The sequence below is a fragment of the Streptomyces sp. NBC_00483 genome (assembly GCF_036013745.1).
Taxonomy (GTDB): Bacteria; Actinomycetota; Actinomycetes; order Streptomycetales; family Streptomycetaceae; genus Streptomyces.
On record NZ_CP107880.1, the window covers coordinates 1,143,385 to 1,164,101 of the forward strand.

The 20,717-nt window shown below is 69.5% G+C and carries 19 protein-coding genes and 1 pseudogene; 6 read left to right on the forward strand and 14 right to left on the reverse strand.

From position 1 onward, the window contains the following. Nucleotides 1–13: 13 nt before the first annotated feature. Nucleotides 14–1,546 carry a DHA2 family efflux MFS transporter permease subunit gene (locus OHA73_RS04920; protein ID WP_267071978.1) on the reverse strand — a complete coding sequence of 511 codons (1,533 nt, stop codon included), beginning with the start codon at nucleotides 1,544–1,546 and terminating at the stop codon, nucleotides 14–16. A 306-nt stretch (nucleotides 1,547–1,852) separates the two neighbouring features. After that, nucleotides 1,853–2,635 carry a MerR family transcriptional regulator gene (locus OHA73_RS04925; protein ID WP_327654313.1) on the reverse strand — a complete coding sequence of 261 codons (783 nt, stop codon included), beginning with the start codon at nucleotides 2,633–2,635 and terminating at the stop codon, nucleotides 1,853–1,855. 98 nt (nucleotides 2,636–2,733) lie between these two features. Between OHA73_RS04925 and OHA73_RS04930 the strand changes: the two genes are divergently transcribed. Beyond that, nucleotides 2,734–3,846, forward strand: a complete 1,113-nt coding sequence (locus OHA73_RS04930; RefSeq protein ID WP_327654314.1) for a serine hydrolase domain-containing protein — start codon at nucleotides 2,734–2,736, stop codon at nucleotides 3,844–3,846. Here OHA73_RS04930 and OHA73_RS45720 read toward each other — a convergent pair. Beyond that, nucleotides 3,810–4,232, reverse strand: a complete 423-nt coding sequence (locus tag OHA73_RS45720) for a CBU_0592 family membrane protein (RefSeq protein ID WP_443063031.1) — start codon at nucleotides 4,230–4,232, stop codon at nucleotides 3,810–3,812. The genes OHA73_RS04930 and OHA73_RS45720 overlap by 37 nt on opposite strands. A 27-nt stretch (nucleotides 4,233–4,259) precedes the next feature. Here OHA73_RS45720 and OHA73_RS04935 point away from each other — a divergent pair, with 27 nt between their 5' ends. Beyond that, nucleotides 4,260–4,721, forward strand: coding sequence for a LysR substrate-binding domain-containing protein (locus OHA73_RS04935; RefSeq protein ID WP_327654315.1), 462 nt, complete (start codon nucleotides 4,260–4,262; stop codon nucleotides 4,719–4,721). A 91-nt stretch (nucleotides 4,722–4,812) separates the two neighbouring features. Here the strand turns inward: OHA73_RS04935 and OHA73_RS04940 are convergent, their stop codons facing one another. From OHA73_RS04940 to OHA73_RS04955, 4 genes are all read right to left on the reverse strand, one after another. Beyond that, complete coding sequence (locus tag OHA73_RS04940) at nucleotides 4,813–5,922, reverse strand: NADH:flavin oxidoreductase/NADH oxidase (RefSeq protein ID WP_327654316.1); 1,110 nt, start codon at nucleotides 5,920–5,922, stop codon at nucleotides 4,813–4,815. 267 nt (nucleotides 5,923–6,189) lie between these two features. Further along, on the reverse strand, nucleotides 6,190–6,591 hold the full coding sequence (locus OHA73_RS04945) for a RidA family protein (RefSeq protein WP_327654317.1): 402 nt from the start codon (nucleotides 6,589–6,591) through the stop codon (nucleotides 6,190–6,192). Between the two features lie 41 nt (nucleotides 6,592–6,632). Further along, nucleotides 6,633–7,283, reverse strand: a complete 651-nt coding sequence (locus OHA73_RS04950) for an NAD(P)H-binding protein (protein WP_327654318.1) — start codon at nucleotides 7,281–7,283, stop codon at nucleotides 6,633–6,635. 57 nt (nucleotides 7,284–7,340) lie between these two features. After that, nucleotides 7,341–7,772, reverse strand: a complete 432-nt coding sequence (locus OHA73_RS04955; protein WP_267071972.1) for a VOC family protein — start codon at nucleotides 7,770–7,772, stop codon at nucleotides 7,341–7,343. A gap of 111 nt (nucleotides 7,773–7,883) precedes the next feature. Between OHA73_RS04955 and OHA73_RS04960 the strand changes: the two genes are divergently transcribed. Then, nucleotides 7,884–8,552 (forward strand): GntR family transcriptional regulator, encoded by a 669-nt coding sequence (locus OHA73_RS04960; RefSeq protein ID WP_267071971.1) that lies wholly within the window; start codon nucleotides 7,884–7,886, stop codon nucleotides 8,550–8,552. A 420-nt stretch (nucleotides 8,553–8,972) separates the two neighbouring features. Here the strand turns inward: OHA73_RS04960 and OHA73_RS04965 are convergent, their stop codons facing one another. Both OHA73_RS04965 and OHA73_RS04970 read right to left on the reverse strand, forming a co-directional pair. Continuing rightward, nucleotides 8,973–9,902 (reverse strand): LysR family transcriptional regulator, encoded by a 930-nt coding sequence (locus tag OHA73_RS04965; protein WP_266716992.1) that lies wholly within the window; start codon nucleotides 9,900–9,902, stop codon nucleotides 8,973–8,975. 64 nt (nucleotides 9,903–9,966) lie between these two features. After that, nucleotides 9,967–10,221, reverse strand: coding sequence for a hypothetical protein (locus OHA73_RS04970; protein ID WP_327654319.1), 255 nt, complete (start codon nucleotides 10,219–10,221; stop codon nucleotides 9,967–9,969). A 123-nt stretch (nucleotides 10,222–10,344) separates the two neighbouring features. Here OHA73_RS04970 and sfnG point away from each other — a divergent pair, with 123 nt between their 5' ends. The 3 genes and pseudogenes from sfnG to OHA73_RS04985 form a co-directional block, all read left to right on the forward strand. Further along, on the forward strand, nucleotides 10,345–11,442 hold the full coding sequence (gene sfnG, locus OHA73_RS04975; RefSeq protein WP_327654320.1) for a dimethylsulfone monooxygenase SfnG: 1,098 nt from the start codon (nucleotides 10,345–10,347) through the stop codon (nucleotides 11,440–11,442). Nucleotides 11,443–11,550: 108 nt separating this feature from the next. Then, on the forward strand, nucleotides 11,551–12,768 hold the full coding sequence (locus tag OHA73_RS04980) for an acyl-CoA dehydrogenase family protein (RefSeq protein ID WP_327654321.1): 1,218 nt from the start codon (nucleotides 11,551–11,553) through the stop codon (nucleotides 12,766–12,768). A gap of 59 nt (nucleotides 12,769–12,827) precedes the next feature. Next, nucleotides 12,828–13,192, forward strand: a pseudogene (locus OHA73_RS04985) (NADPH-dependent FMN reductase); the annotation flags it as partial. Nucleotides 13,193–13,257: 65 nt separating this feature from the next. Here OHA73_RS04985 and OHA73_RS04990 read toward each other — a convergent pair. The 5 genes from OHA73_RS04990 to OHA73_RS05010 all read right to left on the reverse strand — a co-directional run bounded on the left by OHA73_RS04990 (nucleotide 13,258) and on the right by OHA73_RS05010 (nucleotide 20,712). Next, nucleotides 13,258–14,460, reverse strand: coding sequence for a glycoside hydrolase family 1 protein (locus OHA73_RS04990; protein WP_327654322.1), 1,203 nt, complete (start codon nucleotides 14,458–14,460; stop codon nucleotides 13,258–13,260). 54 nt (nucleotides 14,461–14,514) lie between these two features. Beyond that, nucleotides 14,515–15,858, reverse strand: a complete 1,344-nt coding sequence (locus tag OHA73_RS04995; RefSeq protein WP_327654323.1) for an MFS transporter — start codon at nucleotides 15,856–15,858, stop codon at nucleotides 14,515–14,517. A gap of 113 nt (nucleotides 15,859–15,971) precedes the next feature. Further along, entirely contained in the window at nucleotides 15,972–17,735 is a 1,764-nt protein-coding gene (locus OHA73_RS05000; protein ID WP_327654324.1) for a sulfatase, read from the reverse strand. Next, nucleotides 17,732–18,301 carry a PadR family transcriptional regulator gene (locus OHA73_RS05005; RefSeq protein WP_327654325.1) on the reverse strand — a complete coding sequence of 190 codons (570 nt, stop codon included), beginning with the start codon at nucleotides 18,299–18,301 and terminating at the stop codon, nucleotides 17,732–17,734. The genes OHA73_RS05000 and OHA73_RS05005 overlap by 4 nt, the downstream gene beginning before the upstream one ends. A 101-nt stretch (nucleotides 18,302–18,402) precedes the next feature. Further along, complete coding sequence (locus OHA73_RS05010) at nucleotides 18,403–20,712, reverse strand: glycoside hydrolase family 3 C-terminal domain-containing protein (protein ID WP_327654326.1); 2,310 nt, start codon at nucleotides 20,710–20,712, stop codon at nucleotides 18,403–18,405. Between the last annotated feature and the right edge of the window lie 5 nt (nucleotides 20,713–20,717).

Here is a 20,717-nt window from a genome sequence, read left to right on the forward strand (position 1 = left end):
CTGCCCCCTTCGGCTACGCCGCCGACTCCGGTTGGCGTTCAGCGGCATCCGGCGTCCCGGCCCCCGTAACAGTCACGGCACTCTGCACAGAGCCCGCACCTCGGCCGAAGAACAGCGATGCCGCGAACGCCACAAGGCCGATGACGCCCGCGAGGACGAACGCCGCACTCAGGCCACTCGCGTCGGGCGCACCGGACGCACCCTCGGACGCACGGGACGCCACGGTGACGAAGACCGCCGTACCGAAGGCGCCCGCGACCTGCTGCATCGTCGCGAGGATCGCACTGCCGTGGGAGTGCAGGTGGTCCGGCAGCACGTTCAGGGACGCCGTCATCAGCGGGGTCATCATCAGGCCGAGCCCGCCCATGAGCAGCAGGTGCATGCCGATGACCGCCGCCAGCGAAGAGTCCGGGTCGAGCAGCGAGAACAGCCACAGCGAGGCCGCCAACGCGGCCGCCCCCGGGATCACCAGCGGACGAGCGCCGGCGCGGTCGTAGAGCCGGCCCACGGGTCGGCCGAGGACGCCGAGGAGCAGGCCGCCGGGCAGGACGGCGAGGCCGCTGACGAAGGTGGTCGTCCCCATGACCGTCTGAAGGTAGAGCGGCAGCAGAATCGCGGCCGCGCCCAACATGCACATGAACAGCAGCGCGGACAGCAACAGGGCTACGGAGAAGGTGGGGTTCGCCAGCGGGCGCAGGTCCAACAGGGCGCGATCCTGGCTCTGCAGGCGCAGTTGGCGCAGGACGAACACGGTGAGGGACAGCAGACCGGCGACGATCGGCATCCATGGCTCGACGGTGTGTTCCCCGCCGCCGGACTCACCGATGGAGGCGAGGCCGTAGAGGACGCCGCCGAAGCCGACGGCGGAGAGCACCACCGACAGCACGTCCAGCGGCACCTTCCGTGTCTCGCTGTCCAGGCGCAGCCATATCGCACCGATCACCAATGCCGCCAGTGCCAGCGGCAGGACGATCCAGAACATCCAACGCCAGCCCAGCGAGGACAGCACCGCGCCGCCCACCGTCGGGCCGATGGCCGGGGCCACCGCGATGACGATCGTGATGGTGCCCATCATCGCCCCTCGACGCTCCGCAGGGACCAGGCGCATCACTGTCGTCATCAGCAACGGGATCATCACAGCGGTGCCGAACGCCTGCACCACGCGTCCGGTGAGCAGCACGCCGAAGCCGGGCGCGAGGGCGCTGATCAGGGTGCCGGTGCTGAACGCCGTCAGCGAGGCCAGGAAGATCCCGCGCACGGAGAAGCGCTCGAGAAGGAAGCCGGTGATGGGGATGACCACGGCCATCGTCAGCAGGAAGCCGCTGGTCAGCCACTGCACGGTCGTCGTGGAGACCCCCAGGTCGACGGTGAGGTCGCGCAGGGCGACGCTCAGGATCGTCTCGTTGAGGATCATCACGAACGCGGACGCGACAAGGACCGCGATGAGGACACCGGCGCGCGCTGATGTCCCGCCCTCGGGCGGGGCGGCCGTACTGCCGCCCTCCCCGGGTGCGTCCACGTTCTCGACGTTGGTTGGCTGGCTCATGTGGGGCTGTACCTCGCAAGAGTCGGTCGAAGTCATCGGCCGGGCCGTACGCCGCGGGCCAGGACTTGGCACACACGCACAGGCCGGGCCGCTCAGGGCGCTCACCGCAGGGCAGGAGAACGGCGCGCACACGTAGTGCGCACTCAACCCCCAACGGACCGTCGGTGCACGGCATTCCCGATATGACGGCGATCACAGCAGATCGCGCCATCGCAGCGGATCACGCCAACGCGCCGGATCACGCCGACGCGCCGGATCACGGCACCGCGCCGGATCATGCCGACGCGCCGGATCGCCGTCGTCGGCCTATCCCTGCGGGAAGTCGACACCGGCCGCGATCAACCTCGCCTCGACCAGCGCGTTCAGCCGGGCAATTGAGGGTGCGTCGTCCTCCCGGTGGCGGTTGACCAGTGCGTATCGGGCCGCGTTGTCGGTGCGGCCCCGAAGCCTGGTTCCCGCCGTCAGCAGCTCGCGGTCGGCCAGCACCTTCTCGGCGAGCGCCGCCGCCAGTTCGTCGAGCCGCGGATCGTCGGGCGGCCAGGACCCCGCGTCCCAGGCGCGCTTGGTCAGCTCGACGTGCTCGGGATCGTCGAGGAGGTGCTCGAGCCGGGTCAGGAAGGTGTCGAACATCTCCGGGACCAGCGCCCGGGTGAGCACCAGCGCCTCCCGTTGCGTGGCCAAGTACTCGCCGCGGAAGCCGAGTTCGGCCATGCGATCCAGGACCTCGCAGGCCCGGTCGGGCAGCAGGGCCCTGTCGCCATGGGTGATCCGGTGCAGCGTGTCGCGGCGCGCGACGAGGTCCTCGATCTGATCGGTGAGCCGACGGTGGACGTCGTCCAGGGCGACAGTGAACCGCTCGGGCGCCGCGTCGAGCAGTTCACCGACCTCGGCGAGCGGCACCCCGGCCCCGGCGAGAGTCCGCGCCTGGACAAGGCGGAGCAGTTCGGCCGAGCCGTAACGCCGGTAGCCCGACGTGTCCCGCTCCGGCTCGGCGACCAGGCCGAGCCGGTGGTAGTGCCGCACGGTCTTGATCGTGACGCCCGCGTAGGCCGCCGCCTGACCGATGGTGAGCCCGCCCTTGGCACGCATCCGTTCCCACTCCCCCCGAAGAGACTTGACCTTGACCTTAGGGCAGGGACCAGGCTCGCCGTACTGCCACTTCGGGCAGAGGAACAGAGGAGACGACCATGAGCCAGTCCCCGCACACCGCAACCGACTTCCACGCCGGGCCGGACCGTCCGCAACTGCGCGGCGTCCTCCAGGAGATCGTCGATTCCGGCATCACCGGAATTCAGCTGCGAGTGCACGACGAACAGGGCGCGTGGATCGCCACCGCCGGCGCGGCAGAGCTGGACGGCAGCGCCAAGCCTCCGGCCGACGGGCACGTACGTATCGGCAGCAATACCAAGACCTTCACCGCGACCCTGGTGCTGCAACTGGTCGCCGAGGGCAAGGTCGACCTCGACGCGCCGGCCGTCGACCACCTCCCCGAGTTCGACCTCGACCGCCGGATCACGGTGCGCATGCTGCTGCAGCACACCAGCGGGGTGTTCAACCACACCGGCGAGCTCTTCGAGGACGGGAGCGTGGTCCCCGGGATCACCTCGACCATCGCAGGCAAGGAATGGGTGGACAAACGCTTCCACTCCTACCGTCCACAGGATTTGGCCCGGGTGTCGCTGTCGAAGCCACCGCGGTTCGAGCCGGGCGCGGGCTGGAGCTACTCCAACACCAACTACGTGCTGGCCAGGCTGCTGGTCGAGAACGTCACCGGCCGACCGTGCGCCGAGGTGACACAGGAGCGGATCCTGGACCCGCTCGGCCTGACAGGCACGGTGGTGCCGGGCACCTCGCAGGACATCCCCGAGCCGTACGCCCACGCCTACTACCGGTACGAGGACGCCGGTCACCGGCACACGGTCGACGTCAGCCGCCAGAACCCGTCCTGGATCGATGCCGGCGGCGACATGATCTCGACCACCCAGGACCTGCACACCTTCGTCTCCGCGCTGGCCCGCGGCGAGTTGCTGCCCGCCCCGCTCCTCGCCGAGATGATCAAGCCGCACCCCGAGAGCGGCTTCGGGCTCGGCCTGCGCATCCAGCAGACCGGCCCCGACGGCGAGACCCTCCTTTTCCACAACGGCGGCCACAGCGGCCACGCGGCGCTGATGTACAGCACGGCCGACGGCAGCAGGACCCTGACCGCCGCGCTCAACTACGTGGACGACGCCGAAATGACCCTGGCGGTCCCGTTCATGAAGGCTCAGGAGAGGCTCGTCGAGGCGGTGTTCGGCGGCTGAGCCCGCGCAGCGGGGCGGACGGCGGTGGGGACGGCTCGTCTCAGTGACCGGGTGCCCGGCTCCACGCCCGTTCGGCTCCGCGGCGCCGCGAAAGACATGCCGCCACATGGCCAACAACCGTTCGTACGCTGCGCCGCGCCCCGACAAAGAGCCTGTACGCCGATGAGGACCCGGACAAAGTTCGACGTCACCGAAGGCCATGCCCCACTGGCGGCAGCGGAGACGGCCAGGAGAGCGCCACCGAGCATGTTGATCACCCGAAACACCTGGGCGTCCGGCTCGATGACACGACGCGCGACCAACAGGTAGGCGGCAGCCGTGGACAGGGCGCCCACCCACCCTGCTGCCGTCGCCGCTGAGGTCGCGCTTGCCTGCATGTCCCCCATGGTGGACACCCCGGTCCTGGACCGCAATTGCGTTCCGAATTCCCGGGCCTGGAACTACAGATCCACGAGATGGACGGCGAGAAGGCGCAGCAAGAGCTCCGCGCCGGGACGGTGGACCTCCTGATCGTGGAAGCCGAGACCCCCATCGGCCGCAGGTCCGCGCGTGGAACCCGCGACGTGCCGATCCTCGAGGTGCCATGGGTGGTCGTCACACCCGCCGGAACTCCTGCACCCACAACCCTGACGGACCTCGAACACCTCACCTGGCTCGGTGTCGACACGTACGCCGCCGCCCACGGCGCCACCGAACATGTACGCCGCGGCATGACCCTCGCCCGCACCGCCCACAGCTACTACGACTACAACGCCGCCCTGGCTCTGGTCGCAGGAGGACTGGGCGTCGCTGTGGTGCCGTCGCTGGCCGTGCACGGCATGCCACTTGAGCGCGTCAAGGAGGAGGCGCCGGTGATGACAACGGCCTGGTCCTGAAGGTGGTTCATGGGGATCTTCCGATGAAAAGGCTCGGCACGCTGCTGTCCTGTTGGGGCAGCACGGCCGGCAGCGATGAGGTCGCGGGATGTCAGCGCTTGCGACGCTCGACGACGTAGGCGTACTGGTCCGGCCAGGTCGGCTCGGCGCCGAGCGCCAGCGCGGCGTGCTGGGCCCAGTAGGGGTTCCGGAGCAGTTCACGGCCGAGGAAGACCGCGTCGGCCTGCCCGCTGGAGAGGATGCCCTCCGCCTGCTGCGGCTCGGTGATGATGCCGACGGCTGCGGTGGGGATGCCGGCCTGGTTGCGGGCCTGGTCCGCGAAGGGCACCTGGTAGTTCGGCCCGGCGACGATCTTCGCGTCGCGGACCATGCCGCCGGTGGACACATCCAGCAGGTCGACGCCGCGGGCCTGGAGCTCTTTGGCAAGGCGGACGGTGTCGTCCCCGGTCCAGCCCTCGCGAGCGTCCTCGGAGTTCTCGGTCAACCAGTCTGTGGCCGAGGTACGAAAGAAGACCGGCAGGTCCTCGGGCCACACGGCGCGCACGGCATCGACGACCTCCAGGGCGAAGCGGATGCGGTTCTCGAAGCTGCCGCCGTAGGCGTCCGTGCGGTGGTTGGAGGCCGGGGAGAGGAAGGAGTTGATCAGGTAGCCATGGGCGCCGTGCACCTCGGCCACCTGGAAGCCGGCGGCCAGCGCGCGCCGCGCGGAGTCGGCGAAGTCACCTACGAGCTGCTGGATCTCGTCCACGGTCAGCTCGTGCGGGACAGCCAGCCCGTCGTACGCGATTGCGCTGGGGGCGACGGGCTGCCAGCCGTTCTCGTCCTCGGGCAGGTAGCGGTCGGACAGCCAGGGCTTGTCGACGGACGCCTTGCGGCCTGCATGCGCGAGCTGGATGGCCGGGACGGCGCCGTGCGCCTTGATGGCCTCGGTGATACGGGCGAACGCCTCCTGCTGGCGGTCGTTCCACAGGCCCAGGTCCCAGGGGCTGATGCGCCCGTCGGGACGTACGCCGGTGGCCTCGGCCATGACCAGACCGGCGCCGCCGGCGGCGCGGGAGGCCAGGTGGCCGAGGTGGAAGTCGGTCGGTGCACCGGTGTCCGGGCCTTCGGGGGCGGCGGAGTACATGCACATCGGGGACATCCAGACCCGGTTGGGTATCTGAAGGGATCGCAGGGTGAAGGGGGTGAACAGGGCAGTCATGTGGGGGCTTCTCTCGTGGTCGGTGATCGATGACAGCGCGGGTCGGCCGCCGTCGGAGGTCAGGCGATGATCGTGTGGAGGCTCGCGGCAGCCTGGGCGTAGGCCGCTTCGAGGACCGTGGTGGCTGCCTGGGCAGTGGCTACCTCGGCCGGGTCGAAGGTGGCGTGTCGGCTGAGGAAGGCTCCCTTGGTGTCGACCGCACCGGGGCAGGTCCGTTGCCGCCCCGATGATCTCGGTCGCCCGCCAAGCCCCAGCCCGCCTGTGCCATCAGGCGGGCAGACGAGTGTCGATGACGAAGTTGGTCTCGATGAGCTGGCCGGGGAAGAACAGGTCGGCGACGCCGATGGTGCTGCTGGTGGGGCGGTGGTCGCCGAAGTAGGCCAAGTTGGCGGCCGCCATCGCGTTGTTGTACTTCGGCAGGTTGACGATGTACTGGGTCTCGGAGACGACCTGATTGCGGGTGGCGCCGTAGTGGGCGAGAACCTTCTCGAAGTTGGCGAAGACCCGCGCGGTCTGGGCCTCGAAGTCACCCGGGTACAGGAACTTGCCCTCGTCGTCGTGGGAGAGCTGGCCCGAGACGTGGATCGTGTGGTCGACCTTGATGGCCTGGGCGAAGCCGAACTCGCGCTCGCCCGGGACGCCGTGGCTGTAGGAGTCGATCGCAGTCATGGTGGTTGGCCTTCTCTGGTGGTGGGGGCGGGGCGCGGGGCTCAGACGGCGAGGCGGGCGACCGCATCGGCCACGGGGGTGTCGCCGGAGGTCAGCTCGACGATGACGCGGCTCAGGCGCGGCTCGTGCAGGGCGGCGTCGATGAACGCGGCGACATCGTCGCGGTGCACGTCGCCGTACTCGACGGCCGGGCCGGCCGTGACCCGGCCGCTGCCGGGGGTGTCCAGCAGGGTCCCCGGACGGACGATCAGCCAGTCGAGATCGGTGCACGTCAGGTACACATCGGCACTCTTCTTGACCTTGATGTAGTGCTCGAACCCCTCACCGGCCTCGCCGCCACGCAGCGCGTCGGGGAAAACCGAGACCAGAACGAACCGCGTCGCCCCGGCGAGGGCGGCCGCGTCGGCAGCCTTGCGAAGGCCCTTGCCGTCGATGAGGGTCGTCTTGTCCGAACCGGTGCCGTGCGCGCCGGCCGAGAAGACCACCGCGTCATGGCCCCGCATCTTCTGCGCGAGGTCGTCGACCGAGTCGTTGATAAGATCGCCGGCCACCGGCGTCCCGCCGGACTCGCGCACGGTCTCGCCCTGATCGGTCCTGCGGTGCATACCGGTCACCGAGTCGCCGCGCGCGGCGAGGAGTTGGGTGAGACGGCGGCCGACTCCACCGGCCGCGCCGATCTGGAACACCTTCATGAGTTCGTCCCGGCTTTCGAGTAGTGGTCAGTAGGGAGGAGGTGCGGTGCTTGCCGGTCAGGCGGCGAACACCTGGGAGTCGTCGGCGAACGCCTTGAACTCCAGAGCGTTGCCCGCCGGGTCGAGGAGGAACATCGTGTGCTGCTCGCCCTTCTGCCCCTCGAAGCGGACGTAGGGCTCGATGACGAACTCGGTACCTGCCGTGCGCAGCCGCTCGGCGAGCTCCTGGAAGGCAGGAATTGCCAGGATCACCCCGAAGTGCGGCACCGGGACATCGTGACCGTCGACCGGGTTGTGTATGCGCTGCGCACGCTCCGGTGCGAGGTGGGTGACGAACTGGTGGCCGTACAGATTCCAGTCCACCCAGGTGTCCGCGCTGCGGCCCTGCTCCAGACCCAGCACGTCGCCGTAGAAGCGACGCGCGGCGGACAGGTCGTCGACCGGCACAGCCAGGTGGAATCGCGGGATCGGGGACTCGAGAACGCTCATGACGCTGCCTTCCGGGAATGGGTCCAGAGGGTTGACTTGTCTCAATGTTAACATTGAGACAACAGCAAGATGTTAACATTCGGACGTAGCTTGAGGAGGTGTGCATCGGACATGGGTGATCAGGGCAAGGTGTCCCCGGCCCGCCGCCGCGGCCTGTCGGACGAGGTCGCGGACCGGATCCGCGAGGCCATCTTCAATGGGGTCTACGCCCCCGGCGCACAGCTCCGCGAGGTGGAGCTGTCCACCACGATGGACGTCAGCCGCGGTCCCGTACGTGAGGCACTGCGCGTACTGGAACGCGAGGGGCTGGTCCACTGCGCGTGGCATCGCGGGACGACAGTGACGACGGTGTCCGCTGAGGATGCCGCCGAGCTCGACAGCCTACGTGGCGCGCTGGAGGACCTGGCTGTCCGCCAAGTGATCACGCGCGCCTCGGACGAGGACCTCGCGTCCCTCGCCAAGGCGGCCGAGGTCATGAAGCACGTCACGGACGCCCACGAGATGGTCCGACTGGACATCGCCTTCCACGACGCCGTCTTCGCCGCCGCCGGCCACCAGCGCCTCGCCGACGCCTGGGACGGCATCCGGTGCCAGGTCCACCTGTTCCTGCTGACCCGGATCAACCTCAGCACCGACGGGTACCTCGGCTGCATCCCGCGCGAACACCACGGGCTCGTGACCGCGCTCCGCTCCCGCGACACCGAAACGGCGCTCGAACTCTTCGCCGCGCACCGTCGCCACGCCGTCGCCGTAGTGACCGGGAACGCCGACCCGAACTGAGGGGCCCGGCCGGCCGCAGCCTGTGGGGCTCGTAAGTCATCGCTGCCGGTGGAGTCGCGGGCCACGCCAAGGCTGGTGGTTGAGATGCTGCGGTGGTGATCGTCTCGATGCTGTACCAGGTCACCCAGGCGTTGCTATCCATGCCGGGTGCCTGCTGCACCGCAGCGCGGCCAAGGACGCCCAACTGCTGGTACTGAGGCATGAGAATGCCGTGCTGCGTCGGCAACTTGAGGGCCCGGCCCGTTAGGAGCCGGCGGACCGGGTCTGGTTGGCCGCGCTGTCGTCGCTGATACCGCGCTACGACTGAAAGCGTGCCCTCCCGGTCACCCCGGGGACGTTGACGGCCTGGCACCACAGGCCGATTGCGAAGCGGTGGGACTACTCTCACGGGCATCGACGGGGCGCCCCCTCGCCCGTCCGTCATGCCGTCGGGGAAACAACGCCCGAGATCGCGTTCAGTTTCCTGGCCCTGCGCACGAACCCTTGATGCAAGTCACGTGCCGCCTGCGCCACCGCGTCGCCCCTCCGGCGCTGCAGCATGAGAAGGACGCACGTCGAGTCGTCCGCGATCGGCCGGTAGGTGATCCTGCCGAGCCGTTCCAGCGGATCGCCGATCACACTGAAGTCCGGCAGGACCGTCGCACCGAGCCCCTCGGCCACCATCAGCTTGCCCATCTCGGCGCCGTCGGTGGAGTACGAGAACACCGGGTCCCGGCCTGCCAGGAGCCGGTGCACGAACCGGTGCATGACATAGCCGGAGCGCATCGCCACCAGAGGTTCACGGAGCAGCTCCTCCACCGTGATCGCGGGCCGGGCGGCGAGCGGGCTGTCGGGGTGCACGCACACCACCGGTCTGCCGCGCAGGAGTTGGGACGACTCCAGGCCCGCGGGCACGTCGTCGCCGGCCAGATGGTTGACGAGGCCCAGGTCGAAGCCGCCCTCGGACAGGCCCCGTTGAATCTCCGGCTGCTGCGTCCCGACCACCTCGACCTGTGTGACCGGATGCGTCGCGCGGAACTCCCGCACCACCGGCACGAGAAGGGGAATGGTCGCCGCGTTCACCGTACCGACCCGCACCATGCGGCTGATCCGGTGTTGCTCGCCGGCTGCGGCCCGGAGCCGGTCCAGCGCCTCCAGCACGCCTGCGATGTGCGGCAGCAGTTCCCGGCCCTGTGTGCTCATCGTCGATCCGGAGCGCTTGCGCTCCAGGAGGTCGACTCCCAATTCCCGTTCCAGGTTCCTGACGGTCTCGCTCAACGCGGGCTGCGACACGCGCAGTTCCTCCGCTGCCCGGCGCAGAGAGCCGAGCCGGGTCACCGCGGCAATGTATTCCAGTTGTTCGGTCCGCATGCCAGCAGAATGCGGATGCCGATCCGGACAGTGCAAGGGTTCCCCTATCACAGGCTCGTGAAATTCAATGGTCCACGATGCGAAACCGGTCTGGTTTCCCTTGACGGTTTTCAGGACGCCCTGCCAGCATCGAATCCATGAACAAGCAACTGGACCTCACGCGGCGACTCCATGTCGACCTCGCGCGCGTCTCCAGTGCTTCCTGTCGCGCTTGCGGCCTGGATCGCCAACTCGCGGCCTGAATCGCTGATCCGCCGCTCTCCCCCAGCACCAGCACCAGCACCAGCACCAGCACCAGCACCAGCACCAGCACCAGCACCCGTCATACCGACCGGCGTGCCGTGCTGTCCTCGCACTGCCTGAACTCGACTCCCGCACAAGCCTGTCGAAATCGGCGTGCCTGAAATTCCCAGCATTCCGCATTCCGCGACAGGAGTTCCGCATGCCCGCGCCCCTGAAATTCGCCTATTGGGTCCCCAATGTCAGCGGCGGCCTGGTCACCAGCAAAATCGAACAGCGCACCGACTGGGGCTACGAATACAACCGGGAACTCGCCGTCCTCGCCGAGAACAACGGCTTCGACTACGCCCTCAGCCAGGTCCGTTACATGGCCAGCTACGGAGCCGAGTACCAGCACGAGTCCACCAGCTTCAGCCTCGCTCTGCTGCTGGCCACCGAGCGTTTGAAGGTCATCGCCGCGGTGCATCCCGGACTGTGGCATCCCGGCGTCCTCGCCAAGCTCGGTGCCACGGCGGACCACCTCTCCAAGGGCCGGTTCGCGGTCAACGTCGTCAGCGGCTGGTTCAAGGGCGAGTTCACCGCCCTGGGCGAGCCCTGGCTCGAGCACGACGAGCGTTACCGCCGCACCGAGGAGTTCATTCGCGCGCTCCGCCAGATCTGGACCGAGGACCACACCGAACTCGCGGGCGACTTCTACCGGTTGCGCGACTTCACCCTCAAGCCCAAGCCTCTGAACACTCCCGGGCGGCCTCATCCGGAGATCTTCCAGGGCGGCAACTCCACGGCTGCGCGCGCCATGGCAGGCCACGTTTCCGACTGGTACTTCTCCAACGGCAAGGACTTCGCCGGGGTCACCGAGCAGATCGACGACGTACGCAAGTCCGCCGCCGAAGCGGGCCGCAGCGCACCGAAGTTCGGCCTCAACGGCTTCCTCATCGCCCGTGACACGGAGGCCGAGGCACGCGAGACGCTGCGCGAGATCGTCGCCAAGGCCGACACCGAGGCCGTCGAAGGCTTCGGTGCCGCCGTCAAGCAGGCCGGCCGGTCCGCCGCCGACGGCAAGGGCATGTGGCAGGACTCCTCCTTCGAGGACCTGGTGCAGTACAACGACGGCTTCCGCACCGGGCTCATCGGTACACCGGAGCAGATCGCCGAGCGGATCGTCGCCTACAAGAAACTCGGCGTCGATCTGCTCCTGCTCGGCTTCCTGCACTACCACGAGGAAGTCGAGTACTTCGGCCGCCGGGTCCTGCCCCTGGTGCGCGAACTGGAGTCCCAACTCCCCTCCTCCGAGGACTAGTTCACGTCGCGCCCGTTCCGCCCGATCGTCCCGCACACCCTCCGTACTGCCCACCTTCCACGCCACACCGCACCACACCGCTCCGCACCGCGAAAGAGGTCACACACCATGAGCACCGTCACGCCCGTCGACTGGCAGACCCGCCCCGCCCCGCAGTCGGCCGAGGACTGGATCACCCGCGCCGCCGAGGTCGCCACTGTCCTGGCCACCGACGCCGCCGCCCGCGACCACGCCGGCGCCACTCCGTACGCCGAGGTCCAGCTCCTCAAGGACTCGGGCCTGGTCACCCTGCTCGGCCCCACCGAGCACGGCGGCGCGGGCCAGGAGTGGCCGACTGCCTACCGGGTGGTCCGCGAGGTGTCCAAGGCCGACGGTTCCATCGGCCAGCTCCTCGGCTACCACTACCTGTGGAACTGGGCCGCCCGCCTGGTGGGCACCCGCGAGCAGTGGGAGCACGTGGAGGCCGAGGCGGCCAGGAACCGCTGGTTCTTCGGCGGAGCCGTCAATCCGCGCGACGCGGACGTCGTCGTCACCGAGGACGGCGACGACCTGGTCTTCACCGGTCGAAAGTCCTTCTCCACCGGCAGCAAGGTGTCGGACGTCACCGTGCTTGAGGGCGTCTTCGAAGGCACCGACCAGCACGTCTTCGCGATCGTGCCCTCCGACAGCGACGGCCTGACCTTCCACGACGACTGGGACAACATCGGCCAGCGACTCACCGAGAGCGGCGGCGTCACCCTCGATGGCATCCGCACCCCGTGGGCCTCGGCAGCCGGATACGTCGACAAGAAGTTCCAGCCGCGCATCTACAACACCCTCAACGTTCCCACCATTCAGCTGGTGTTCGTCAGCTTCTACCTCGGCATCGCGGGCGGTGCGCTGCAGACAGCCGCCACCTACACACGCGAGAAGACCCGCCCCTGGCTGCACGGCGGCCATGAGCACGCGGTCGACGAGCCGTATGTCATCGACATCTACGGCGACCTCACCGCGAAGCTGTGGGCGGTCGAGGCACTGGCCGACGCAGTCGCCGCCGAAGGGCAGCGACTGCACGAGGAACCCGACGCGGTCACCGAGCAGTCCCGTGGCGAATTCGAGGTGCGGGTGGCCGCGGTCAAGGCACGCGCCACCGACGTCGCCCTGGAAGTGTCCAGCCGCATCTTCGAGGTCACCGGGGCCCGCTCCACCGCCAGCTCCGAAGGTCTCGACCGGTTCTGGCGCAACGTGCGCACCCACACCCTGCACGACCCGGTCGCCTACAAGCGCCGCGAAGTCGGACGCTGGGTCCTGGGCGGTGAGCTGCCCGAACCGACCTGGTACTCCTGACCGCTCCCCCGGGCGCCTCCCATACCACGGGAGGCGCCCCGCCATCCGAAAGGGCGCCCCTGGCCACCGTCCTGCCCCTCTCCGGCAGCCCCTCCGCCTCCTCCCCCACCGGAAAACTGCTGCGCCACCTCGATACGCACCTCGCCGCCCAGGGCCACGAGGTGATCCCACTCGACGTCCGCACCATCCCCGCCGAAGCGCTCCTGGGCGCCGACACGTACTGGCCATCGACTACGCCCTGCGCCCGGTGCTCAGTTCCATGGGCGCCGGCCACATCGTCCAGGGCTGGTTCACCCTCGACAAGGACCTCACCGCCCACGAGGACGGCACCCTGACCGTCGCGCCGGCCGCGGGCGAAGCCCTGCCCCAGGTCCTCGACCAGTTCGTCTCGGCCCTCGTCCGTACGCCGCTGCTGGCCGCGGCGGGCTCAGCGACTGAAGTGGCCCCTTTAGGGTGCCTTGCCTGGGCCGCCCCGCCTCCTCAATGCCCTCACTCCTCGCCGGGCACCACACGGGTGCCGCCGATGGCGCCGAGCCAGGCGGCCGAGGGTTTGGGCGTACGGACGAAGGTCTCGCGGTCGACGGCGATCAGGCCGAAGGTCGGCGCGTAGCGGCCCCATTCGTAGTTGTCCAGGGCGCTCCAGTGGAAGTAGCCGCGGACGTCGATGCCGTCCCGCATCGCGGCGGCCAGGGAGTCCAGAGCGCCGGTGGTGTACGTGATCCGGCGGGCGTCGTCGGCGGTCGCGATGCCGTTCTCGGTGACGATCAGCGGGGTGCCGCCGCTGACGGAGGCGCTGTGCCGCACGGCATGCCCCAGCGCCTGCGGGTAGTACTCCCATCCCATGAGGGTGCGTTCCGCGCCCTCGGGTACGGGCAGCCGGCCGTTCGGGCCGATGAGCGTGCGCGTGTATGCCTGCACTCCGAGCCAGTCGTCGCCGCGGGCCGCTTCGAGGAAGACGTCCACGCGGGGGCGCCGGAAGGCCGCGGCGACATCCTCGGCCCCGGGCAGGGGCTGGCACACCAGGTTGGCGACGGACCAGCCCGTACTCGCCTGTGGCGCAAGGGACTTGACCGTGTCGACGGCGCGGGCGTGTGCACGTATCAGGGCATCGGTGGTGGCCTCGTCCGGGGCCGGCGGGTTCTCGGCGAAGTCGACGGCCTGCCCTGAGGCGAGGGCCGTCTGCGCGGCGGCCATGACGGCGAGAATGTTGGGCTCGTTGATGGTGCACACGTGTGCCACGTCCGTGGCGAAGATGGGCGCTGCTGCCGTGAGGTAGCGGGCGAAGAGTTCGTCCGATCCGGCGGCGGCCCAGCCGCCGCGCTGGGCGAACCAGCGGGGTGCGGTGAAGTGGTGCAGGGTCACCATGGGCCGCAGGCCCCGCTCGCGGGCGCCCTCGACCATGCGCCGGTAGTGGGCGATGGCGGCGCGGGAGAACTCGCCCGGGGCCGGTTCGATGCGGACCCATTCGATGCTGAACCGGTAGTCGGTGAAGCCGAGTTCGGCCAACAGGTCCATGTCCTCGCGCCAGCGGTGGTAGCTGTCACAGGCGTCACCGCTGGGCTCTTTGACGTACGGGATTCCGCTGTGCTCGAACTCCCACCAGTCGCTGTTGGTGTTGCCGCCCTCGATCTGGTGGGCGGCGGTGGAGGCGCCCCACAGGAATCCCTCGGGCAGGCGTCCTGCATGCGTCATGAGCTGCTTCTCTCTTTCGGGTGTGAATCGGGTGTGCATTTGGGTGTGAAAGCGTCAGGCGGTGGGGTCGAGGGCCCGTTCGCGGCGCGCGTGCAGTTCCTTCTGAACGCGGGCCACGTCGTCGGCGTACGAGCGGTGAAGGAGCGTCAGGAAGACGCCGTTGATCAGCATCAGGACGACAAGGGCCCACAGGAAGACCGCGCGCAGCCCGACGGCGTCGCCGAGGAAGCCGGCACCCAGGCTGTACGCGGCCCAGGCGATCGCCTCGACGATGGATACGTAGAGGGCGAACGCGGCGCCGCGCAGTTCCGGTGGGGTGATGGCCATGACCATGGGGCGGTTGACGCTCGGGTTGATGCCCTGGGTCGCGCCCATCAGGGCGAAGAAGACGCAGAACACGGCGATGCTGTCGTAGCCGAACTGGGTGCCGAAGTAGGCGAAGAGCGCGAAGGCGAACTGGGCCGCCTGGAGGACCGCGACCAGGCCGTGGCGCGGGCTGCGCCGGGTGGCCCGGTCTGCCGCGAAGCCGCCCAGCAGCGTGCCGAGGAAGTAGCCGACACCGAAGGGCAGCAGCACGATCGACGCCTTCTGGGTGCTGAAACCGTAGACGTCCACGAGGAAGACCACGCCGAAGGTGCCCACCAGGAGGTGTCCGGACAGCAGGCGCGAGACGAGCAGGACCACCAGGCTGCGGATCCTGAGGAGCGAGAGCGCCTTGGTCCAGGTGAGTTTCGCCTGGGCGTCGCGGGTGGCGCGGTCGAGGTCGGCGAGCTGCTCCTCCGCCGCGCCGCGCCCCGGATCGCGGAACCCCGCCCAAAGGGCAAGCCCCAGCAGGATGTTGAAGACGCCGATGCCCCACAGGCCCCAGCGCCAGCCGTCGTCGACACCGGCCAGCTGGCCCTTGAGCGGGCCGATCACGGCGGTGACCAAGGAGACCGCGCCGTAGACCACGCCGACCGCGCGGCCCCTGGACGATCCGCCGAAGAGGTCACCGATCAGCTCGGTGATGATGGGGTTGGCGGCCGCATATCCCGCCGCCAACACGGTGTAGAGGACGAGGAGTTGGGTGAAGTTCTGCGAGAATCCCGCGGCCACGCCCCAGACACCCCAGAGTCCGGTGGCCATCACGAGGACGCTCTTGCGCGACCAGCGCTGCGCCGCCCACACCCAGAAGGGTCCGGTGAAGGCGCCCACGACCTTGGCCGAGGCGGTCAGTATCCCGAGGGCGCCAAGCGAGACCCCGAGGGACTGCCGAATCAGCGGGAAGAGGCTGCTGACCAGGCTCGCCTCGGTACTGTCGACCAGCATCGTGCCGCCGAGCAGGGACAGCTGCCGCCAGCGCCCCTCGACCCGGACCTCGGCTTTGGGCCTGACGGGGCTCTGGCTAAGCTCAGGCATCGCGCCATCTCTTTTCTCTGCGTTCTTCTTGGCGGGAGATCTGCGGGAGGGAGAGGGCAATCGCCGGTGACGGGGCGGCAACCCCGTCACCGGCTCAAATAGCCGCAAGGTGCTCAGAGTTGAGCGAGTTCCTCGGCCACCAGGCGGAGGTTCGACGGCGGGAACAGCGCGCCCGCCATCGCGGCGACGTCGATGAGCGGGGTCGCCCCGATCATCTGGAGGAGCTCCGAGTCGGCGACGCCGGGCAGGTGCCTGCGCAGCACTTCGATGGCGACCGGGTCGGAGATCAGCGCCGCGAGGGGCGTACGCAGCGACAGGCGGCCCTCGGGGAAGTCCTCGGCGCGGGGCAGCGGTTGGGCGGCCCTCTCGGCCTGCTCGCGCTGGGCCCGTACCAGGAGGTGCTTCTCCGTGACCGGGCCGTGGGCCGGCAGACCGAGGCGTTCGTACTGGCTGGGCGGGGCGTCGCCCGCGCGCATCAGCTCCACCAGGTGGGTGGCCATGCGGAGTTCGACGTCGTCGTCGACCAGCGGGGTGTGCTGCTCGGGGTCGGTCTCCAGGTCGAAGAGGAGCGTGCCGTGGTGGTACGGGTTGACGAGGGTGCGGCCCGGGACGCGCAGGGTGCGGACGTTCTTGGTGAAGTCGAACGGCTCGGCCAGTTCCAGGTCTACGAGCTCGGCGGGCGAGAAGCGGCCCCGCATATGGGTCGGCATCAGGGTGTGTTCGTACAGGGGCGCGTTGTCGGGTGAGGCGGGCGCCCGCATGTAGACGTAGCGACCGTCGGTAACGTTGACGTGTCCGCCGTGGATGCCGAACAGGCCCGCTTCCCGCACCGGGATGTCCTCGGCGACCGGGAGCGGCGCGCCCTGCATGTCGCCGGGGCGGTCGACGCCGAAGAACTCAAGAAGGGTCGGCGCCACGTCCACGGTCTGCACGAGCGCCGAACGCCGTTCGCCCGCAACGCGGTTGCGCGGATCCCAGGCGAACAGCGGCAGATGCACCAGCTCGTTGAACCAGGGCTGGACGCTCTTGCCCCACCAGCCCTTCTCGCCGAGCAGCAGCCCGTGGTCGGTGTTGACGATGAGCAGGGTGTCGTCCCACAACTCCAGCTCGTCCATGGTGTCCAGGACCCTGCCGAGCGAGTGGTCGCACATCGACAGGAGCGCCCCGTACTCGAAGCGGGCGTGCTCCACCTGGCCGTCGGTCTCGACGACGCGCTTGTAGTCGGGCCAGTCGAAGTGCGGTCCTTCGTAGTCGTGCGGGTAGAGGTCCTTGTACTGCTGGTGGCTGAAGAACGGCTCGTGCGGGTCGAAGGTCTCGATCTGCACGAACCACCGGTCGGCGTCCTTGTTCGTGCGGACGAAGTCGAGGCCCGCGTCGAAGGTGAGGGTCTGGGGGTGCCGGTCCTCGGTCGCCATGTGGGGGCGGTTGACCCAGTCCTGGCGGTAGGCGCCGAAGCGCATCCGCTTCAGGTCCTCGGGTATCTCGGGGTCGGCGACCTGTCCCTTCCACGGGTCGCCCTCCTGGCCGCGGAAGAACTCCCAGGTGTTGTACCGGCCGTGGTAGGTGGCGCCGCCGTCCTCCCAGTAGTGCGGATGGTCGCTGACGAGGTGGGTGTAGACGCCGGTCTGCTTGAGAAGTTCAGGCATCGAGTCGTCGAAGGGTTCGAGCGGTCCCCAGCTGCGGTGCAGGAAGTTGTGCCGCCCCGTGTGGAGTTCGCGGCGGGCCGGCATGCAGGGCATCGAGCCCGCGTACGCGTTGTCGAAGGTGACGGCCCTCTCCGCGAGCCGCGCGAAGTTCGGGGCGTGGGTCCAGTCGCCTCCGTACGGCGGCAGCATGTGCCGGTTGAGGCTGTCGAACATCACCATGATGGCCCTCATCGGACGGGCTTCCCTTCTGTCAGGCTGCGCAGGGTCCGCTCCAGCCAGTCGGCCCAGCGGTCCATGGCGGACGCGCCGAGCGTGTGGAGCGCGTCGTGGACCTGCCGGTCGAGGTCCTGGTCGAGGCCGGGTGCCGGGTCCTCGTAGTGCAGGGTGCGGTCGCGGTCGCGGTTCTTGGCGATCTGCGCGCGGCGGTAGTCGAGTTCGGTCCCGACGATCCGGATCGCGGCGTCCTTGTCGAGCGGCGCCGAGACGCTGAACCGCGCGAGGAAGTCGATCTCCTGGAAGCGGCTGGGCGGCGCGTAGGGCGAGCGCACCCATTCCATGAGGACCTCGCGCCCGCGCGCCGTGAGCCGGTACACCTTGGCGTCCGGGCGGCCCTCGCGCGCGTCGACCTCGTGCCGCACCCAGCCGTCGGCCTCCATCTGCCCGAGCTTGCGGTAGATCTGGCTGTGGTGGGCCCGCGCCCACAGGAACTGCCCTTCGATCTCAAGCCACTTGCGCAGGTCGTACCCGCTGTAGGGGCGCCGGGCCAGCAGGCCGAGCAGGACGTACTCGAACTTCACGGGGGTGGACTCCCTTGTACGGACGCTGCGTTCGCTGCGTTCGCTGCGTTCGCCGTATCGCTATGTGCAGTTTCACCTAGGTGAGAATTCATATATCCGTGTCACGGGGACGTCAATGGGTTGTGCGGGCCGACGGCCGACCGCACCGTCTCGACCAGTTCGTGTACGTCGTCGAAGCCGAGGGGGACGATCGGGAGCCCGGCGAGCTGGCTGAGGCGCATGTTGGCGACCATGCGGTGGCGGGGGCTCCCCTCCTTGGGGTAGGCGTCGCCCATGGACTTCTGGACGCGGTTCAGCAGTGCCTGGATGGCCGGGCCGCCCACGGGGTGGGCGAGCCATACCGCGACGGTCGAGTCGGCGTCGGGCCGGTCGGCGTAGGCGTCGCCGTCGACCGGGACCGTCGCGGTCAGCCGGATGTCGCGGCTGGAGGCCCCGACGTCGATACGGTGGTCGGCGCCCTCGACGAGCCAGGTGCCGGCCGCGGTGTCGAAGTAGGCGAGGTCGGCGCGGGCGATCCGGACGGTGACGTCCCGGGTCTCGCCGGGCGTGAGCCACACCGTGGCGAAACCCTTCAACTCCCGTACGGGGCGCCGGGCCCGCTCCCCCGGCGCGGCCACGTACACCTGGACGACCTCGTGTCCGGCCCGCTCCCCCGTGTTGGTGGCCGACACGGTGACGTCGAGCCCGCCCGCGTCCGGGACCACCCGCAGATCCGCGTAGCCGAACGTCGTGTACGACAGGCCGTGTCCGAAGGGGAAGGAGACCGCCATGTCGCGGGCGTCGTAGTGGCGGTAGCCGACGAACTGCCCCTCGTTGTACGTGACATGGCCGTTCTCGCCGGGCCAGGCCAGGTACGCCGGGGTGTCGGCGAGCCGCAGCGGGATGGTCTCCGCGAGGCGCCCCGACGGGTTCGCCCGGCCGAACAGGAGGTCTGCGGTGGCCGATCCGCCCGCCTGTCCGAGCAGCCAACCCTCCAGGACGGCCGGTACGTCGTCGATCCACCCGGCCAGGCGCACGACGCCGCCGTTGGCGAGGACCACGACGGTGTTCGGGTTCACCGCCCGCACGGCGCCGAGCAACTGGGTCTGTTCCACAGGGAGTTCGATGTGCTCACGGTCGTAGCCCTCGGACTCGTAGCTCGGCGGGAGGCCGAGGAAGAGGACGGCCACGTCCGCCGACTCGGCCGCGCGGACGGCCTCTTCACGCAGCGCGGCCGCGTCGGCGTCCGGGGCGTCGACGGGGAAGCCGGGAGCGAAGGTGATGTGCGCCGCGGGCGCGGCCTCGACGACCGAGGTGAGGGCGTCGTCGAGCCGGGTCGGGGTCACGCGCGAGCTGCCCTCGCCCTGATAGCGGGGCGTACGCGCGAACTCGCCGATGACCGCGATGTGTTGGGGCGCGGCGGGGTCCAGCGGGAGGAGTGCGCCGTCGTTCTTGAGCAGCACCGCCCCGCGGGTGGCGACCTCACGGGCCAGGTCGTGGTGGGCGGCCGGGTCGTAGGAGGCGTCGGGGCGCGCGTGCGCGGCTGCTTTGCGGGCGAGTGCCACGACTCGCGCGGCGCTGCGGTCCAGCGCTTCCCCGGCGAATTCACCTGATTCCACGGCCGCGACGGCCCGCGCGGGGCCGACACCGGACGAGGACGGCATCTCCAGGTCGAGCCCGGCGGCAAGCGCCGGCGCCCGGTCGACGACGGCACCCCAGTCGGAGACGACCACGCCGTCGTAGCCCCATTCGCCGCGCAGGACGTCGGTCAGAAGCCACGGATTCTGCGACGCGTACACGCCGTTGACCCGGTTGTAGGCGCACATGACGGTCCAGGGCTCGGCCTCGGTCACGACGCGGTGGAAGGCCGGGAGGTAGATCTCGCGCAGTGTGCGTACGTCGATGTCCGCGCTGACCGACATGCGGCCGGTCTCCTGGTTGTTCGCGGCGAAGTGCTTGACCGAGGCCCCGACGCCCCGCACCTGCAGCCCCTTGACCCAGGCCGTTCCCAACACCCCACTGAGCAAAGGGTCTTCGGAGAGGTACTCGAAGTTGCGTCCGCACAGCGGGCTGCGCTTGATGTTGACGCCGGGGCCGAGCAGCACGTGCACGCCGTGTGCCAGGCACTCGCGGGCCAGCGCGCCGCCGACCCGCCCCGCGAGGTCGGAGTCCCAGGTGGAGGCCAGGGTGACGGCGGGCGGGAAGCAGGTGGCCGGGGCGCTGCCGTTGATGCCCAAGTGGTCGGCGTGCGTGTCGTTCTGCAACCGCAGCCCGTGCGGGCCGTCCGAGAGACGGACCTCCGGGATCCCGGCGTCCGGGAGTGCGGTGGTGTGCCACCAGCCCGCGCCTGTGGTCAGGTCGGCCTTCTCGGCGAGGCTCAGCCGGGCCACCGTCTCGCCGGGCGTCTCCGTCGGCTGGTTCGGGGTGTTCATGTCTT

What these genes read in the sequence shown, in the direction of transcription:
- OHA73_RS04920 (WP_267071978.1), bottom strand. Translation starts at nt 1,546, where the DNA reads ATGAGCCAGCCAACCAACGTCGAGAACGTGGACGCACCCGGGGAGGGC.
- OHA73_RS04925 (WP_327654313.1), bottom strand. Translation starts at nt 2,635, where the DNA reads ATGCGTGCCAAGGGCGGGCTCACCATCGGTCAGGCGGCGGCCTACGCG.
- OHA73_RS04930 (WP_327654314.1), top strand. Translation starts at nt 2,734, where the DNA reads ATGAGCCAGTCCCCGCACACCGCAACCGACTTCCACGCCGGGCCGGAC.
- OHA73_RS45720 (WP_443063031.1), bottom strand. Translation starts at nt 4,232, where the DNA reads ATGGGGGACATGCAGGCAAGCGCGACCTCAGCGGCGACGGCAGCAGGG.
- OHA73_RS04940 (WP_327654316.1), bottom strand. Translation starts at nt 5,922, where the DNA reads ATGACTGCCCTGTTCACCCCCTTCACCCTGCGATCCCTTCAGATACCC.
- OHA73_RS04945 (WP_327654317.1), bottom strand. Translation starts at nt 6,591, where the DNA reads ATGACTGCGATCGACTCCTACAGCCACGGCGTCCCGGGCGAGCGCGAG.
- OHA73_RS04950 (WP_327654318.1), bottom strand. Translation starts at nt 7,283, where the DNA reads ATGAAGGTGTTCCAGATCGGCGCGGCCGGTGGAGTCGGCCGCCGTCTC.
- OHA73_RS04955 (WP_267071972.1), bottom strand. Translation starts at nt 7,772, where the DNA reads ATGAGCGTTCTCGAGTCCCCGATCCCGCGATTCCACCTGGCTGTGCCG.
- OHA73_RS04960 (WP_267071971.1), top strand. Translation starts at nt 7,884, where the DNA reads ATGGGTGATCAGGGCAAGGTGTCCCCGGCCCGCCGCCGCGGCCTGTCG.
- OHA73_RS04965 (WP_266716992.1), bottom strand. Translation starts at nt 9,902, where the DNA reads ATGCGGACCGAACAACTGGAATACATTGCCGCGGTGACCCGGCTCGGC.
- sfnG (WP_327654320.1), top strand. Translation starts at nt 10,345, where the DNA reads ATGCCCGCGCCCCTGAAATTCGCCTATTGGGTCCCCAATGTCAGCGGC.
- OHA73_RS04980 (WP_327654321.1), top strand. Translation starts at nt 11,551, where the DNA reads ATGAGCACCGTCACGCCCGTCGACTGGCAGACCCGCCCCGCCCCGCAG.
- OHA73_RS04990 (WP_327654322.1), bottom strand. Translation starts at nt 14,460, where the DNA reads ATGACGCATGCAGGACGCCTGCCCGAGGGATTCCTGTGGGGCGCCTCC.
- OHA73_RS04995 (WP_327654323.1), bottom strand. Translation starts at nt 15,858, where the DNA reads ATGCCTGAGCTTAGCCAGAGCCCCGTCAGGCCCAAAGCCGAGGTCCGG.
- OHA73_RS05000 (WP_327654324.1), bottom strand. Translation starts at nt 17,735, where the DNA reads ATGAGGGCCATCATGGTGATGTTCGACAGCCTCAACCGGCACATGCTG.
- OHA73_RS05010 (WP_327654326.1), bottom strand. Translation starts at nt 20,712, where the DNA reads ATGAACACCCCGAACCAGCCGACGGAGACGCCCGGCGAGACGGTGGCC.